Genomic DNA, 18,624 nt, shown 5'->3' with positions numbered 1-18,624 from the left:
AGCCGGAGGAACGCTCTTACATGATAAAATTCAAAAATATTCATGCAAGCTCTTCTGGGTGTTATCTTCCATTTCATCGGTGGCTTCGCCTCCGGCAGTTTTTATATTCCCTACAAGCAGGTCAAAGGCTGGGCCTGGGAGTCGTACTGGATCGTCGGCGGGTTGTTTTCCTGGCTCATCGTACCGCCCCTCGCGGCTTACCTCACCATCCCGGGTTATACCGAAATCATCGCACATACCAACGGCAACATTCTCTTTCTGACCTACTTTTTCGGCGTGCTCTGGGGCATAGGCGGCCTCACGTACGGGCTGGGCGTGCGTTACCTGGGCGTCGCGCTAGGAAGCTCGATCATCCTCGGGTTATGCTCGGTTTTCGGCGCTTTGATTCCCTCCATTTACTATGAATTCAACCCGGAGCCGGGTAAGGACACCATTTCAATACTTTTCGGCAATGCGTGGGGGCAATGGGTGCTCATCGGCTTGCTCGTGTGTGTGATCGGTATCATCATTTGCGGTAAGGCGGGCGCGATGAAAGACGCCGATTTACGCAAAACCGGCCACGGAGCGGCGGATAATACCGAGTTCAAAATCGGCCTGGGGCTTACAGTATCGATTATTTCCGGTATTCTCAGCGCTTGTTTCGCATTCGGGATCGACGCCGGCAAGATCATGGCGCAGGAAGCGAACGAGATATGGAAAGCGGCAAATCCGGGGCAGGGTGAATTTTTGTTCCAAAACAATGTAACCTACGTAGTGATCCTCTGGGGCGGACTTACGACCAACTTCATCTGGTGTATGCTCCTGAATTCACGCAATAAAACTTTCGGCAACTACACCGACAGTTCGACGCCGCTGCTTTCGAACTATATTTTTTCCGCATTGGCCGGCACTACCTGGTTCCTGCAATTCTTCTTCTACGGCATGGGCGAGAGCAAGTTAGGCAACGGCCCGAGCTCGTGGATCCTGCACATGGCATTCATTATCCTGGTAGCGAATTCGTGGGGACTAGTCCTGAAAGAGTGGAAAGGAGTAAGTAAAAAGACCATTTCCTCGATCATCATCGGTATCCTGGTGATTGTACTGTCCGTGCTGATCGTCGGTTATGGCAACTATTTGAAAGAATAGCCATGAAAGCGCATTACCCGGTGTTACTGGCAGTGATAATGGCGGCTGCGGGCTGTTCGTCGGACCATAAAAGCGAGAAGAACAAATTGGAAACAGCGCAAACGCAGGCAGCCGGTACATTCGGCTATGACCTCGCATTCCTGAAAAAACATAAGGAAACCATCGTACTCACCGCCCCCGATGATCCGGACGCGAGGGCGCTCGTTAACCCAGCCTTTCAAGGCAGGGTCATGACCAGCACAGCCAATGGCGATAGCGGCAACAGCTACGGCTGGATCAACTACAAACTCATCGAAAGCGGCGAATACCAGCCGCATATGAATGGTTTTGGCGGGGAAGAGCGCTTCTGGCTGTCACCCGAGGGCGGTCAGTTTTCGGTGTATTTCAAAAAAGGGCAAAGCTTTGATTTTGAAAACTGGCAGACGCCTGCATTGATCGATACCGTGGCTTATAAAGCGGTCGAATCGGATGCGCATTCGGTGAAGTTTGAGATCGATGCGATGATTGAGAATTATTCGGGCAAGATGTTCGTGATCGAGATCAGCCGGAAAATTCAAATGCTGACAAAGAAAAATATCGCCAACCTGCTCGGCCTGGATGCATTAAGCGGCGTGAAAGCCGTTGCTTACCGCTCCATTAATTCAGTTACCAATAAAGACGAGGCCTGGAAACCCGAAACCGGCATGCTGGGTATCTGGCTGCTGGGGATGTTCCGGCCTTCGGACCAGACGACCATCATCGCGCCGTTTTCCAAAGCATTATCCGAAAAGCCACTTATCACCGACGATTATTTCGGTAAAATTCCAGCCGACCGGCTCGTTGTAAAAGACTCGGTATTATTCCTGAAAGCCGATGGAAAACACCGCGCTAAAATCGGTATTGCACCCAAATCGGCCCGGAATGTGGCGGGAAGCTACGATGCCGAAAAAGGCATTCTTACGATCATCCAATTCGATCTCGACCCGCAGGGCCAGTACATGAAATCGACCTGGGAAATGCACGAAGACCCCTATAATGGCGATGCGTTGAACGCCTACAACGACGGCAAACTGGCCGACGGCACGCAAATGGGCCCATTCTACGAACTGGAATCGAACTCATCCGTGAAGGCATTGAAAGAAGGCGAAGCGATCACGCACCGGCAAAGCACGTTCCATTTCGAAGGAGACAAAGCGGCACTGAATGCGATCGCGCAAAGGGTGCTAGGTGTAAATATTGACCAAATCGGAGAAATTTTTTAAATAAAACATGACAGGGCAGGATAGTTAAGGGATAGTCAGTACAGATATTTACGTATTGATGCCGGGCATTTCCCGGACATCAAGGAGCGTATTTCAGACCGCTGACTATTCCTGATCCTGTGAAAAATTCAGAACGTTCATCAGAAACCTATCTGATCACACGCTGGCAGCAGTTTTGTGCGGGGGATAAAAGTGCGTTCGGCGAGCTCACCGAGCTGAACTACGCCGCGCTCTACCATTACGGCACGCGCTTCACACCCGACCGCGACCTGATCAAAGACTGTTTGCAGGACCTTTTTCTCGAAATCTGGGAAAAACGCGAAACGCTCAGCTACATTGCCGCCATCAAACCCTACCTCTTCCAATCGCTGCGGAACAACCTCATCCGCCGCATCCGCAGGCAATCCGTTTTCTCCGATATCCGCGACGACGATGTGGAGGATGATATTTCGCCCGAATCCGATTGGATCATTCAGGAAACCGACCAGCTCACAAGCCACCGCCTGAAACAAGCCATCGACGCATTGCCCAAACGCCAGAAAGAAGCCCTCTACCTCAAATACTACGAAAACCTGTCCTACGAAGAAATCGCGACCGTGATGGGGCTGCAACGGCAGGCCGTGGCCAATTACCTGCAATACGGCATTCAGAAACTGCGCGAATACTGGCAGCACGCAGCCATTTTCATGGTGTTGTGCTCTGAAATCGCTTGGTACTGAAAAATTTGAAAATTTTTTTGAAACCCGTGGGTACTATTTGAAAGCGACTTACTCATCGTATCAAAGCAAATAGTTAAATAAAATCCATGAATAATTACAGCCACTTCCAGGTGAAGGATTGGCTCGACGACCTGGCATTTCAGCGCTGGGTTTACCATGGCGAGCAGGACGGTTTCTGGAAAGAATTTGTCCGGAACAATCCCGGTCAGCTTGCCAACATCGAGCAGGCACGCGAAATATTGCTGGCCGTCCGTGGGGAGCTCGACGCATTGCCCGAGCCGGAAGTGAAACTACGCGTGAGTGAAATACTGAATGCCATTCCGGACGATAAGCTTCGCGCATTGCCTTGGTGGAGAAGTAATTGGCTCAAAATGGCGGCCATGCTGCTGCTTGCATTAGGCATCGTGACGGCATTGTTCAGGGAAAAGGAGAGTCTTCAAAACCTGCAAACTTTCGTAGCGGGCCTCCGCGATGGCGACAAGCCCGACGAACTGGAAGTTTACAATGAAACCCATGCCATACAACTTGTGAACCTGCCCGACGGCAGCTCGGTAATACTCAAAAAACATGCGCGGATCAGTTATCCGGCGGCATTTTTAGCTGACCGGCGGGAGGTTACGCTGCGCGGCGAGGCGTTTTTTGAGGTAGTCAAAAACCCGGAACAACCGTTTTTCGTGTATGCGGGCTCGATGGTTACCAAAGTCAAAGGCACGAGTTTCAGCATTAAGGCCAATGATGATGACGAAGATGTGGAGCTGGTGGTAAAAACGGGCGTCGTGGAAGTTTCAGCGCTTGAAAATGAGGGGAAAAGCAAATCCGGTGCGGGTAAAAAGCTGATTTTGAAACCGAACGAACAGGTTACTTTCAATCGTAAAAGCCTGAATATGATTGCCAAAACGGTGCAGAAGCCGGTATTGCTGAACCTGCCCGCGGAAAGTCAGAACTTCGAATTCCGGCGTACGCCATTGGCTGAGGTATTCGCGGCATTGGAGCAAACTTACGGTATCGATATTCAGTTTGACGCGAAAACCATTGCTTATTGCACACTCACGGCGAAACTGGGCGACGAGCCGGTGTACGAAAAGCTCGACCTCATCTGCGCAGTCGTGAATGCGCGGTACGAAATGCGGGTCGGACCGGCGGCCGGCGATTCGGCGCCCGGCGAATCGGCGCCCGGCACCGTCGTGGCGGTCACCTCGGAAGGTTGCGAATAGCATTACTAAAAACCTTTTTACTTATGGGAAAACATTACAAGGAGATCATTTGGCCGATCATGAAAATCAGCATTGCCCCGTGTTTGCTCTGGATGCTCTGTGTGCAGCTCTCGCTGGCCAAAGACCTGCGCGCGCAGGAAATTTTAAGTCAGCGTATAACAATATCCGTTACTGATATGGATATGGAAAAAGTGCTGGAAAAAATAGAAGGGCAAACCAAGGTACGCTTCATTTACAGCGCCGAGGTAATCCACGCCGAACGCAAGGTAACGCTCGATTACCAGAACCAGCGCCTCGACACCGTGCTCGAAACGCTGCTCGGCCCGCTGGGCATTGAATACAAGGTTTCCAGGAAAACGATATTGCTCAGAAAAGCAGCAGAAAAGAAAACCTCTCTCAAAACAGAGTCCATCGGAAACACCGTTCCCAACGGCGCAGACCGCGAAATCACCGGCAAAGTGCTCGACGAAAAGGGCGAGCCGATCCCCGGTGCGAGCGTGGTGGTGAAAGGCACGACGGTAGGTACTTCCACCAATATCGAGGGCGTTTACCAGCTTTCGGTGCCGAACGATAAGGACATTGTGATATTCAGTTTTGTGGGGTATATCAGTCAGGAAATACAGCTCGGCAATGCCACCAGCCTCGATATTACCCTGAAAGTCGATGAAAAAGCATTGGAAGAAGTGGTCGTCGTAGGTTTCGGCGAGCAAAAAAAGGTATCAGTGACCGGCTCGGTATCGTCGGTCACGTCGGAAGTATTGCAGCAGAGTTCATCAGCAAGCTTGGCCAACTCTTTGTCGGGGCGCTTACCGGGCCTGACCTCCATCCAATCGGGTGGGGGCCAGCCGGGACGCGATGACGCCACGATGTACCTCCGCGGCGCAGCCACCACCAACGGCCGCAGCCCGCTGATCCTTATCGACGGCGTCCCGCGCGACAACATCCGCACGCTCGATGCCAGCGAAGTGGCCTCTGTCTCCATTCTCAAAGACGCCTCCGCGACCGCCGTTTTCGGCGTAAGGGGTGCAAACGGCGTAATCCTGATCACCACCAAACGCGGCAGTGCAGGCAAGAATGAACTCACCATCAATGCCGAGCAGAGTTTCTCCTCTTTCACACGCGAGCCGGAGCGCCTGCATTCGCTCGAATACATGGCCCTGCGCAACGAGGCTTCCAAAAACGACGGTATTACACCCCTGCCTTTTTCGGACGAAATAATGGCCAAATACGCCAACCCGCTCGCCGGCCTCGACCCGAACGACCCCGATTATGCCAGGAAAGCGATGGTGAGGAAATACATTTATCCCGACCACGACTATTACCGCGAATACATCTCGCGTTACGCACCGCAGACGCGCGTGAACATGAACGTGACCGGCGGTACCGACAAGGTCTCGTACTTCGTGAATGGAGGCTACCTGCACCAGGGTGGTAACCTCAATACGGAGCCGAAATCGGTGCTGGGCTACGATCCGGCTGCTAAAATGGACCGATACAACTTCCGCGCGAACCTCGATTACAAGGTGACCAATTCGCTGAAATCGTTCCTGAATATCGGCAGCTACATCGAGCAGGTGAATATGCCCGCCGCGTGGCTTTACGGCGATAGCGACACCGGCTGGATGATGAGCGACCTCATTTACCAGGCGCAAACGATCCTGCCCATTACCCCCGGCCCCACCACCATCGACGGCTTCGGCGTGGCGCCGGGCCAGATCGTCGATCCGGGTTATATGGACCGTTCCGCGTTCGAGATCATGAACCGCATGGGCGCCCGCAACGAAGTGCGTTCGAACCTGAATGCCTCGTTCGGTGCCGAATGGGATTTGAGTAGTGTGGTTACCAAAGGTTTGAGCCTGAAAGGAATGCTTTCGTATGATTCCAAAGCCACCACGGCGATGCAGGGGAGAAAGTCGGAAAGGCTTTACCTGGCCGAAGTGGATATGGTGAACGACAAACTGAGCTACGCCGTGAAGCGCTCGGACGAAACGCTGCTTTCCCTCTCGAAAAGCGCCGATTCCCGCTATAACATCAATATGCAAGGCTCCATTAACTACGCCCGGGCGTTTGGCAGGCACGATGCGACGGGTATGATCCTCGGCCAGCGCGATACCTGGGAGACGCAGAATGGCGAGATCCCGTTCAATGTGCTGGGGGTGGCCGCGCGGGCTACCTACGGCTACGATGAGCGCTATCTGGCCGAGATCAATATGGGCTACAATGGCTCCGAGCAGTTCGCACCGGGGCATCGGTACGGCTTTTTCCCCGCATTCTCGGCCGGTTGGGTGATCAGCAATGAGAATTTTTTGAAAAACAACCGTTTCATCACCAATCTGAAACTGCGGGCTTCCTATGGTAAGGTGGGGAATGACAAAATGGGCAGCGCGCGGTTTCTGTACCAGAGCGACATTACTTTGGGAAGCGGCGGGCCGTTACCCAGTTTAGGTTTAGGCCAAACGGTCAACCAGGGGCTGCTCGGCAACCCGAATATCACCTGGGAAATCGCCAAAAAGCAGAATTACGGCCTCGATTTGCAGGTTTTGCGCGACCTCAACCTGTCCGTGGATGTATTCAAAGAGCGCCGGAGCAATATCCTGATCTCCCGCGGTACAGTGCCCGAATTCCAGGGCGTGCCGCTGGGCAGCATTCCAAAAGTGAATATGGGTTTGGTGGATAACAAGGGTTTTGAACTCGAATTATCCTACAACAAGGCGCTTTCGAAAGATTTCAAAATCATGGTTTCCGGGAATTACGGCTACAACCACAACACCGTGAAGTTCCTCGACGAATCGGTCCGGGACGAAACTTATGCCTACCGCTATCGTTCCACCGGCTTTTCGCTCAACCAGTCGTGGGGGTACAAGATCGATTACAGCAATGGGAATGGGTATTTCAATTCAAAGGAAGAGCTGGACAGTTACCTCAAAACAACCACTTACGGTTTCGGCGAACCGCGCGTCGGCGATTTCAAATACATTGATCTGAACAAGGACGGTGTGATCAACGACAAGGACCAGGCGCCTATCGGCTATTCCAACATTCCCCGCGTGATTTACGGTCTCTCCCTCACATTCGAGTACAAGGGTTTCGACCTGACGACATTCTTTCAGGGGGTAGGTAAATATTCGAGCAATTATCAGCAGCAAGGGGTGTATGAGTACATTATCCGGGGGACTTATTTTGATTACCACAAAACAGCCTGGACACCCGAACGGTATGCCGCCGGAGAGAAGATCACTTACCCCGCCCTCAGTACGCACAGTAATACCAACCACACGGCGAACGACTTTTTCGTGATGAACCGCTCGTTTACCCGCCTGAAAAACCTCGTACTCGGCTACACGTTGCCCGCGGGCGCATTGAAGGCCGTGGGCGTGAGCAAGATGCGCGTGTACGTGAGCGCGCAGAATTACTTCACCTGGGCGCATTTGAAAATGGGCCACCTCGACCCCGAGAACGATGCTTCGCTGGGTTACCCGGTGACCAAAATGGCCAATTTCGGTTTGAATATCACTTTCTAACAGCGCCGTAATATGAAAATGAGAGCTTTACGATATGCATTGATACTGGCGATGCTCACGGCCACGTCCTGCAAAGATGTGCTGGATATGGCGCCCGACGGCAAGCTGACGATGGACGAGATTTTCACCGACAACGACAAAACCGGCGCATTCCTGAACAGCTGCTACGCCAATATCCCCGTAAAAGGCACGCGCTACTTCTTTTGGAGCCGCGGGCCGGTGAATTGGAGCGACGAAAGCTGGGATACCGATGCCGAAGCGGAATCATGGATTATGTCCGGACGGATGTACAATGGTGACGCCTCCGCAGGCAACCACCCGGTCACAAATATCAGTTCCGAGGGCGGTAATGGAGAATACTGGGCCCGGTATTGGAGCGCGATCCGCAACTGCACGCTGTTTATCAGCCGCATCGACAAAGCCACCGTCCGCAACCCGGCCGATCGCGCCCGTTGGAAAGCGGAGGCGCATTTGCTCCGCGCTTATTATTATTCCGAACTCTTGAAATGGTTCGGTGCCGTGCTGCCGATCGAGCGCGAACCTTACGACTTCCAGCAGGACTTTTCGACGGTGACCAAAGCGAGCTACTACGAGCTCGTGAAGTTCATCATGGAGGATTGCGACGTGGCATTGGGCACCGCCGAACTGCCCTGGCGCATTACCACCGAAAGCGAAGGCGGCCGCGTGCACAAAGCGATGGCCGAGGCGATCAAGGCCAAAATGATCCTATTTGCGGCGAGCCCGCTGAACAATGCAGGCCAGGATTACTGGCAGGAGGCTTACCACGTGAACAAAACATCCCTGGAAAACCTGCGGACGAACGGCTACGAACTGTACAACAAAGTGAATCTGCCGCAGACGTATTTGTCGGACGTTGCATTCCTGGGGCCCGACAAGAATGAGAAAACGGCGCTTTACAATGAGTATTTCACTCAAACCATGAAGTACGCGCCGAACCCGGTGGATAGGGAAACCATTTACCAGAGTCGCGAAAACCAGGGCAACATCTGGAACATCGACGGTATCGGTTCGCAGGACGGCTACAAATCAGGCACCTGCCCGACACAGGAGCTCGTGGACGCGTACGAAACCATCGACGGCCAGCCTGTACTCGATCTGGACAAACCTTATGCCGACGACCAGCATTTGCAGCCGAATTACAATGCCGCCAACAAAACCTACGACCCGAAAAACCCTTATGCCAAGCGCGATCCGCGGTTTTATGCTTCTATTTATTACAATGGTTCCAAAAGAAAAGCCATGTGGAACTTCGCCGAAGCGCCGGAATCGTTTGAGAATTATCCTGCGCCGATCGGTAACCGGACGCGCGTAATTGCTACCTATAAAAACGAGCCGCAAACCGGCATTCACCCGAGCACGCGCCGGGCTACGCGCACGGGCTACTACGAGCGAAAATTCCTGCATCCCAACTCCGGCGGCGATAATCCTATTGCCGGGGCCAACTGGAAACTCTTTCGGCTGGGGGAAGTGATCCTCAACTTCGCAGAAGCCGCCGCGGAGGCCGGACAACTCGCCGACGCCGCCAAAGCCGTGAACGAGATTCGTACCCGCGCCGGAATGCCTGCATTACCCGCGTCGCTGTCGAAAGCGGACCTGATCAAACGCATTCGTGCCGAGAGAAGAGTGGAACTTGCGATGGAAGAAAACCGCTATTTCGATCTCCGGCGATGGTTGAAACCGGCCGATGATCTGGCGAAAACGGACCGTTGGGTAACTGCTATGGAAATCACCCGCAATGCCGACGGCTCATTCAGCTACGCGCGCCGCAATGTGCGTGCGACCGAGCGCAAGAATTACTCCAACAAATTCCTGTGGGTACCGATCCCGCTCAACGAAGCAAACCGCCTCCGCTCCATCACCGGGGCCGATTGGCAGAATGCAGGTTGGTAATCCAGTTTTCAAAAGCCCAGATCTTCAAGGATATGATACATTTTATCAAATCAAAAATAATAACCTTCCTGCTTTGCCTGCTGGCGGGAATGCAGCTCTACGCACAGGAACCGGCAGGTGCCCCGGGAGTGGTGACAGGCAAGGTATTGAATGAATTCGGCCAGCCGCTCGCAGGGGTGACGATCCTTTCCGAAAACGGCAAGAACGGGACGGCTACCAACGTCAACGGCGAGTTTACCATGACCCTCGACGACGGCAGCAATGCGGTGATATGCTCGCTGAATGGCTACGGCAATGAGAAGATCGCTGTCTCCGACAGGCAGGAACTGGAAGTACGCCTGAAATGGGACGCGCATTTGAAAGATGAGGTGGTACAGCTCGGCTATACTTCCCAGCTGCGCAGCGAGCTCTCGGGCGCGGTATCGACCGTGAAGGGGGAGGAACTGGAAAAATCGCCCGTTGCGAACCTTACGCAAACGCTGGCCGGCCGCTTATCCGGCCTTACGACACAGGAAGCATTCTCCGAACTTTCCCGTGCGACCACCAATCTCTCGATCCGCGGCCTCTCTGCCGCCCGCACTTCCGGCCCGCTTGTGATCATCGACGGCATTATCAATGCGTACAACAGCAACCAGACATTGGAATACATTACTGCGAACGAAATCGAATCCATCACTGTGCTCAAAGATGCTTCCACGCAGGCGTTGTACGGCATCCAGGGCGCTAATGGGCTCCTGGTCATCACGACAAAACGCGGCAGAAGAGGCCCGTTGCAGATCAAGACGCGCTTCGATCAGTCGATGCAGCAGGTTACTACCAAACCTGCATTCTACAATGCCGCCGAATATGCCGAAATGCGCAACCAGGCCGCATTGAATGATGGCCTGGGCGCCAATTACCTGTTCAACCAGCAGCAGATCGAAGGTTACCGCTCCGGGCAGAACCGCGATTTGTACCCGAATAACAACTGGTATGACCGCTACCTCAAAAACTTCGCTGCCATGCAGCGCGCCAGCGTGAATGTGACGGGCGGTAATGACAAGGTGCAGTTTTTCTCGAACATCAACTTCATGCACCAGGGAGGTTATTTCAAAACGGACCAGCCGCGCTACGACCCCAATGCGAACAATATCTGGGTCAATTACCGCTCCAATATCGATATGAGCTTGAACCGCTACCTGAAAGCATTCATCCGCCTCGCGGGTAATGTGAAGCGCGAGCGCACGCCCGGTGGTGTAAGCAATGCGGCGGTTTACGAAAGCATTTTCCAGATTCCGCCGACGGTTTACGGGCCCGTGACGCCGGCCGTCACGAGTAGCTCCGGCGAAGTGCTCGATGCCGGAGGAAAAGTGATCACGACCGAACGCGTGGAATCGCCTACCTACGGCATGCTCAACCGGACGGGCTACACGAGGCATACCGTTACGAATATCGTCTCGCAGTTCGGCCTCGATCTCGATATGGGTTTTCTCACCAAAGGCCTTAATCTGACGGGTACCATGGCCTACCAGACTAATTCCGTGGGCAGCCTTTCCACCAAACAAGACTACGAACGCTGGGTGCAAACCAGCGATTCAGCATTGACATTTACCAAAAAGGGCGCGCAAAACAACACGCCGCTGGCCTATTCCAAGAGTCATTCTTACTATTACCACCTCACCTACAACATCGTGGCGAACTACAAGCGCGATTTCGGACGGCACCGGGTGGGCGGAATGGCCTATATGTTTTACCAAAACCTGACGAAAGCCGATAACTCTTCGCCTAACTTGCTGCCTTACAACCGCCTAAGCTCGGGCTTCGAGGTTTCCTATGGCTTCGATAACCGCTACCTGGTGAAGCTCGACCTGGGTTATTCGGGTTCGGAGCAATATGCGCGGAATGTGCGCTATACCAGCACGCCGGCGGTTTCGGCCGCCTGGGTGGCTTCCAATGAGCCGTTTTTGAGAAACAATGCATTCCTGACCAACCTGAAATTCCGTGCTTCTTACGGCAAAACCGCCAACGATCAGAGCGGGCTCATGCGCTTTGCCTACCTCGATAATGTGACCGTGAAAGGCGGCGGGCCGATCGGTTCGCTGCAATACCTGGTCGAGGAAGGGCAGGTGGGTAATCCCAATATCCGTGCGGAGGTTTCCAAAAAGCAGAATTTCGGGATCGACCTCGGCTTGCTGAATGCATTTTCGGTTTCGGTGGATGTGTTTAAGGAGCGGATGGATAATATGGTGGTGGGTGCGCTGTCGACGATCCCGCTTTACCAGGGCATTCCTTTGGAGAATTATCCCAAAATCAATGCGGGGATTTTCGAGAACAAGGGTGTGGATTTGAATTTGGGTTATACTAAAATGTTTAACAAAGACTTCTCCGTCCACGCCGGGCTCATGCTGAGCTACGCAAAAAACAAGATCATCAGTTGGAACGAGGCGCGTAAAACGGAGGATTATGCCTACCGCAAATGGGAGGAGGGCTATGCATTCGGGCAAGCTTTCGGCTACCGTGTGGATTACAGCAATGGAAACGGATTTTTTAATTCACAACAGGAAATCGATGACAGTAATCTGGCATACAGTTTCGGCACGCCGCGCCCGGGTGATTTGAAATACCAGGACCTCAATGCCGACGGTAAAATCGACGAACGCGACAAGGCGCCGATCGGTACCGGGACGCTGCCCAGCGTCATTTACGGCATTTCTGCCGGTTTTACCTACAAAAACTTCGACCTGAGCCTGCTTTTCCAGGGCGTCGGCAACTATTCGGCCATGTATGCCGGTACCGGCGTTTTCGAAACCGATTACGACGGCGTGTTCGGCGATTTGCACCGCAATGCATGGACGCCCGAGCGGTATGCGGCTGGCGGGAAGATTACCTCACCTGCATTGTCGCTGGCGCGGACCGTAAACCACGAGGCAAGCGATTACTACCTGTACGACCGCTCGTATGTGCGCCTGAAAAACGTGGAGCTTTCGTACACGCTGCCGCTTTCCATTTCCAAAGTGATCCGCGCGGACAAGCTGCGGATCCTTGTGAGCGGGCAGAACCTCATTACCTGGGACAAGATGAAATCCGGCGATTTCGGGCCCGAGGGCGATGGTTACCTCGCTTTCCCGGCGTACCGGGTTTTCAATGCAGGCATCAGTGTGACTTTTTAAATCAGGTTTTTGATATGAAAAAATATAAACTACTCCTGCTCACCACGGCGCTTACCGGCCTGCTGACTGCCTGCAACGAGCAGCTCGACCTGCCTACCGACGGCCGCATTACCATGGACCAGGTTTTCAGCGATTACAACCGGACGCGCGGCTACCTCAATTCCTGCTACGGCTTCGTTCCCAAGCCTTATATGGACCGCGCCTCGTTTACCGACGAAGCCCAGGACGCCGACGACATTACGCCCGGCTCGCGCTACATCGTGTGGTATGGCGGTAACGTGACTTCCACCACCTACGGCAAAAATTCCGCCGACGGCAGCCCGTGGGGGGATTTGTACGAAGGCATCCGGAAATGCAATGTGTTTATCGAAAACATTAAAACCGCTCCCGTGTACGCGAGCGAGGGTGAGAAAAACGCCTGGACGGCGCAGGCGCACACTCTGCGGGCATTGTATTACCTGCAACTCATCAAACGCTACGGCGGCGTGCCGATCTTCGACAAGCCGCTCGGCATCGACCACGATTTCTCGACCGACAAACGCGCGAAGTTTTCCGAGGTCGTCACATTCATTCTGTCGGATTGTGACAAGGCATTGTCGTATCCCGCAACCCGCGACGGGCTTCCATGGGAAATTTTTGACAACCAATACGGTATCATGACGCGCGCCGTGGCTTATGCGATCAAAAGCCAGGCCGTGACTTACGCCGCTTCCCCGCTTTGGAGCGACGGGACTTACGACTGGGCGAAGGCGACGGAGATCAATGCGGAGGCTTTGGCGGAATGCCTGGCCAATGGCTACCGGCTTTTCGATGAAAAACCAGCTGCAAACATCGCCCAGAATGCCTACGCGCTCTTTTTCTTCACGACCTCCAACGACCAGCGCGCTACCGATAAGGAAACCATTTACCACGTCGGCGACAAAATGCAGGTGTGGCGATATGCGGGCATGCCTACGAACCCGGGTATGGAGCGCACCGGCCCTTGCCCGACGCAGGACCTCGTCGATGCCTATGAAATGGCGAATGGCGAAGCGCCCATCACCGGCTATTCCGATGAGGCGAGGACGGTTCCCGTTATCAATGCTAAATCGGGTTATAAGGAAAATGACCCTTATGCGGGCCGTGATCCGCGTTTTTATGCTTCTGTTTATTACAATGGCGCTGTCCGCAACCTCGATCAACCCAATGGCAAGAAGGTAGAGACATTCGTAGGCGGGGAGGAAGAGATTTCGGATATCAACCGCAAGCATACCCGCACGGGTTACTATTTGCGGAAGTTCAGCAATTTCCGCTCCGGGCAGAATAATGATGCCGACGGCGCGGTGCGGTTGATGCGGCTGGCAGAACTGTATTTGAACTTTGCGGAATCGGCTTACCAATCAGCAGGGCCGGATGTGCCGGTGAAAGCGGGTAACTTGTCGATGTCAGCCCGTGACGCCGTGAATGCCGTGCGAACCCGCGCCGGAATGCCCGGCTTTCCGCTGGGTATGAGCAAGGATGCATTCGAAAAGAAGTATCGCAACGAGCGGCGTATCGAGCTAGCATTCGAAGAGCACCGCTTTTTCGATGTCCGCCGCTGGAAGATCCTCGACCAGACCGACCGCTTCGTGACGGGTATGCGCATCACCAAAAGCGGTTCCAATTACGTTTACAAACGCTTCAAGTTCCAGAACCGGAACGCATTCTCCGATAAATACCTCATGTATCCCATCGACCAAAGCGAAGTCGACAAAATTATCGGCCTATCCGGCACCGGATCCCCCGACCGCGACTGGCAAAACCCAGGCTGGCTGGATTGAGGATATTGACCGCCGACCGCTGACCGCCGACCGCCGATGGCTGATCGCCTACGGATGACAGACCATAGGCAGCGTGTCAGCTCGGGAATTGTCAATCGTCCATGGTCAAATTCCCGACCGCTACCATACAGCAGTCGGCCGTCAGCGGTCGGCGGTCGGCGGTCAAATTCCCGACCGTCACCATACCAGCAGTCGGCCGTCAGCGGTCAATAGCCCCCACAACAGCTCCCGCAGTAATGTCTAAAACCATCCCCCAAAGCTTTCATCAATGCAAAAACACATAACGCTATATCTCTTCATTTCTATTTTAGCAATGACCCGCACCACCCGGGCGCAACCGCTTGCCGGTACCGACGATCTCGGACGCACATTGCCGCAAAATGCAACCGTGGGCGATCCGAAAGCCAACCGGCAGGTAGGCATGTTTTATTTTTTGTGGCATGATGTGGCCCCGGCGAAGGCCTGGGACCTTCACGAAATCGTTTCCAAACACCCGGACGTGCTCGAAGATTTCGATAACCCGCATTGGGGCGGCGATCCGAAAAACCTGGGCATGTATTATTGGGGCCAGCCTATTTACGGTTATTACAAAGCCGACGATTATTGGGTACACCTCCGCAGCATTCAGCTCCTGACCGATGCCGGCGTGGATTTCCTCGTCATCGACGCTACCAACCGGCTCACTTATCCCAAGCAAGCCGATGTGCTCATGAAAGCCATGGACGCCGTGCGTGCGCAGGGCCGCAATGCACCGAAAATTGTGTTTTACACCAATACCCAATCCGGCGAAACAATGCAGGAGGCCTATGATATGTTTTACAAAGAAGGCGCTCCCTACCGACACCCCGACAGCTGGTACCTGCTCGATGGCAAGCCGCTCATCATCGGCATTAGCAATGAGGCCAAAGGCAAAAACTTCGAATCCTTCTTTACCTTCCGCGAGTCCCAGTGGCCTACCGAAAAGCAGAAAGTGAATGGCTGGCCGTGGATTTCGTTCACGCGGCCGCAGAAAGTACATTATAATACCAAAGGTGAGGGCGAGATCATCAATGTGTCCGTAGCCCAGCATCCCAACCCGACGGCGGGAATGGGCGGCTCGGCGTTTTATGGAAATATGGACAATTGGGGCCGCAGTCACCGTAACGGCTCACCCGGTGATCCTAAAAAGGACATTGTCTATGGCTACAATGTGCAAGAGCAATGGGACTACGCCATCAAACAAAATACGCCTTTTGTATATGTAACAGGCTGGAATGAATGGATTGCCGGTAAATTCCCAAGCCGCGACATGAACCCGGAGCATTCGTGGTTCTGCGATCAGGCCAGTCCGGAGTACAGTCGCGACATAGAGCCTTCGCTGACCGCCGGTTTGAAAGACCATTATTATATGCAGCTCGTCGGTAATGTGCGCCGCTACAAAGGCGCGGAGGCTAATCCTGCATTAGGCCCCATTAAAACCATCAAAGCATTTGACGACTGGAAGGACGTTACGCTTACCTACCGCGACTACACCGGCGACACGCAGGAGCGCAACCACCCGGGCGCGCAAACCGAGCCCACGCATACGTATGTGAACAAAACCGGCCGCAACGATTTTGACCAACTGAAAGTGGCGCACGATAGCAAAAACCTCTATTTCTACGCCCAAACAATGGCTGAAATTACTCCCAACTCCGGCGACAACTGGATGCGCCTCTACCTCGATACCGACCGCAAACCGGCCACCGGCTGGAAGGGTTACGATTACCGCATTGTGGCAGGCAACACGTTGCAGCAATACCGCGCAGGCAACTGGCACGATGTGAAAAAGGTAACCTACCAGGTGCAGGGTAACCGGATGATGGTGACCATTCCGCGGAGCTACCTCTTCAATTTGAAGGCACCTTTAAATATGGAATTCAAATGGTCGGACAATATGCAGGAGGACGGCAACCCGCTGGACTGGTATGTGAACGGCGATGTGGCGCCGGGCGGGCGGTTTAATTTTATTGTAAATCAATAAAGGTGCAGCGCACCGCAAGAATTGTAGAACATAACAATCCAAATCCAACAAGGTGCAGCGCACCGCAAGAATTGTAGAACATAGCAATCCAAATCCAACAAGGTGCAGCGCACCGCGAGAATTGTAGCACATGAATCAAATTGTACAGATATTGTTTTGCGGGTTTTTCATTACCAATGCATTTGGCCAGAATTATAGCGCCGACGTCACCGCAACCGACGCCGCAGGCCGCAAACTGCCGGACCATTCACAAGTAGGCGATTTGAAAAAGGACAAATTCGTGGGGCTATTCTACTGGACCTGGCATACGCAGCAAGCCAAAAACAATCCGCCCCTGAATGTGACCGAATACCTCGCACGCGATCCCAAGGCTGTTCACGATTTCAAAAACCCGGTCTGGCCGAAGCGGAACAGTCCGTGGTTCTGGGCCGAGCCGCTGTTTGGCTATTACATCGATACCGACGAATGGGTACTCCGCAAACACGCCGAAATGCTCGCCGACGCGGGCGTGGACATGATCATTTTTGATTGTACCAACGGCAATATCACCTGGAAGGAGTCGTACATGAAGCTTTGCGAGGTATTTACGCAAGCCCGCAAAGACGGCGTCAAAACGCCTCAGATTGCATTTATGCTGCCGTTTTGGGTGACTGATGGCGGGAAGGAAATCATACGGGAAATTTACCGGGACCTTTATAAGCCGGGGAAATACAAAGACCTGTGGTTTCAATGGAAGGGAAAGCCGTTCATCATGGCCGATCCCGCATTTACCGAAACCATTAAAGGGCAGCAAACACAACCGGAATTAGAAAAGGAAATGCGCGAATTCTTCACCTTCCGCCCCGGTCAGCCGGTGTATAACAAAGGCCCGGAGAAACCTGATCACTGGGGCTGGCTGGAAATTTACCCGCAGCACGGTTTCAAAAAGAATGCCGACGGCAGCTTCGAGCAAGCCACCGTGGGCGTCGCGCAGAACTGGACGAAGGAACGCGGCCTCACCGCATTGAATGCAACCGGTTCGTTCGGGCGGAGCTACACGTACACGAACGGGCACATTACCGAGCCTGGGGCCGTCAATTACGGCCATAATTTCCAGGAACAATGGGACCGTGCCCTGGAAATCAACCCCGAGCTCGTGTTCGTCACGGGTTGGAATGAATGGATCGCCGGGCGTTACGACGTATGGCAACAGCAAACCAATGCATTCCCCGACGAGTTCGACCAGGAAGGGAGCCGCGACATCGAGCCGATGAAAGGCGGGCATGGCGACAATTATTACTACCAGATGGCGGCTAATATCCGTCGTTTCAAAGGTTTGCCGGCACCGCAACGCGTTTCGAAGGAGGTTACCATTCCTATGGGGCAGTTTAAAGAATGGGCGAACGTGCTACCGGCTTTCCATGCGCACAAGGGGAGTACCATACACCGCGACAGTCCGGGTTGGGGAAGCATGGTGTACCGGAATACGACAGGCCGCAACGACATTGTCCTTTCCAAAGTGGCCCGTGACGCCGACCACATTTACTTTTATGTAGAAACCGCCCAGGCCTTCACTCCACGCACCGATCCGGGCTGGATGCGGCTCTTTATCGATATTGACCGTGACAAGAATACTGGTTGGGAAGGTTACGACTTTGTAATCAACCGCATTAACCCGGGGCCGAAGGCTACAATCGAGAAAACAGATGCAGCCTGGAACTGGCAGAAGGCCGGTGAAATCGACTATTCCATTTCAGGAAACAAGCTGGAAATAAAGGTTCCGAAAGCCTTGCTGGGCATTTCAGGCGAGCCGGATTTTGAATTTAAATGGAGTGATCATATGCAGAACGATGGCGACGTGATGGATTTCTGGCTGAATGGCGATGCAGCGCCTGGCGGGAGGGGGAATTATCAATACAGGCCCGGGAAATAACTGAAAGCCACCGAAGGTAGATCGGGTGAGG

At 53.6% G+C, this 18,624-nt stretch carries 10 protein-coding genes; all 10 read left to right on the top strand.

The window, feature by feature from the left end; genetic code table 11:
• The first annotated feature begins 42 nt into the window (after positions 1 to 42).
• The 10 genes from rhaT (at position 43) to BLQ88_RS33715 (ending at position 18,593) form a co-directional block, all read left to right on the top strand.
• Positions 43 to 1,125, top strand: coding sequence for an L-rhamnose/proton symporter RhaT (rhaT, locus tag BLQ88_RS33760; protein WP_090157432.1), 1,083 nt, complete (start codon positions 43 to 45; stop codon positions 1,123 to 1,125).
• 2 nt (positions 1,126 to 1,127) lie between these two features.
• Positions 1,128 to 2,366 carry a DUF6786 family protein gene (locus BLQ88_RS33755; protein WP_090157431.1) on the top strand — a complete coding sequence of 413 codons (1,239 nt, stop codon included), beginning with the start codon at positions 1,128 to 1,130 and terminating at the stop codon, positions 2,364 to 2,366.
• Positions 2,367 to 2,485: 119 nt separating this feature from the next.
• A complete protein-coding gene (locus BLQ88_RS33750) occupies positions 2,486 to 3,085 on the top strand; it encodes an RNA polymerase sigma factor (protein ID WP_176885187.1) in 600 nt (199 codons plus the stop codon).
• A gap of 86 nt (positions 3,086 to 3,171) precedes the next feature.
• Positions 3,172 to 4,299 carry a FecR family protein gene (locus BLQ88_RS33745; RefSeq protein ID WP_090157429.1) on the top strand — a complete coding sequence of 376 codons (1,128 nt, stop codon included), beginning with the start codon at positions 3,172 to 3,174 and terminating at the stop codon, positions 4,297 to 4,299.
• Positions 4,300 to 4,322: 23 nt separating this feature from the next.
• On the top strand, positions 4,323 to 7,820 hold the full coding sequence (locus BLQ88_RS33740; RefSeq protein ID WP_218132982.1) for a TonB-dependent receptor: 3,498 nt from the start codon (positions 4,323 to 4,325) through the stop codon (positions 7,818 to 7,820).
• Between the two features lie 12 nt (positions 7,821 to 7,832).
• Entirely contained in the window at positions 7,833 to 9,731 is a 1,899-nt protein-coding gene (locus tag BLQ88_RS33735) for a RagB/SusD family nutrient uptake outer membrane protein (RefSeq protein WP_090157428.1), read from the top strand.
• Between the two features lie 32 nt (positions 9,732 to 9,763).
• Positions 9,764 to 12,880: a SusC/RagA family TonB-linked outer membrane protein gene (locus tag BLQ88_RS33730; RefSeq protein WP_090157455.1), complete on the top strand. Its 3,117-nt coding sequence runs from the start codon at positions 9,764 to 9,766 to the stop codon at positions 12,878 to 12,880.
• Between the two features lie 14 nt (positions 12,881 to 12,894).
• Positions 12,895 to 14,679 (top strand): RagB/SusD family nutrient uptake outer membrane protein, encoded by a 1,785-nt coding sequence (locus BLQ88_RS33725; RefSeq protein ID WP_090157427.1) that lies wholly within the window; start codon positions 12,895 to 12,897, stop codon positions 14,677 to 14,679.
• A 268-nt stretch (positions 14,680 to 14,947) separates the two neighbouring features.
• Positions 14,948 to 16,681 (top strand): hypothetical protein, encoded by a 1,734-nt coding sequence (locus BLQ88_RS33720; RefSeq protein WP_143016997.1) that lies wholly within the window; start codon positions 14,948 to 14,950, stop codon positions 16,679 to 16,681.
• A 130-nt stretch (positions 16,682 to 16,811) separates the two neighbouring features.
• Positions 16,812 to 18,593 (top strand): hypothetical protein, encoded by a 1,782-nt coding sequence (locus tag BLQ88_RS33715; protein WP_218132981.1) that lies wholly within the window; start codon positions 16,812 to 16,814, stop codon positions 18,591 to 18,593.
• Positions 18,594 to 18,624 lie beyond the last annotated feature (31 nt).

The organism is Dyadobacter soli, assembly GCF_900101885.1.
In the GTDB taxonomy this organism is placed as follows: domain Bacteria; phylum Bacteroidota; class Bacteroidia; order Cytophagales; family Spirosomataceae; genus Dyadobacter; species Dyadobacter soli.
The sequence above is the reverse complement of the archived record's forward strand: the minus strand, read 5'-3'. Positions and strand labels throughout refer to the sequence as shown.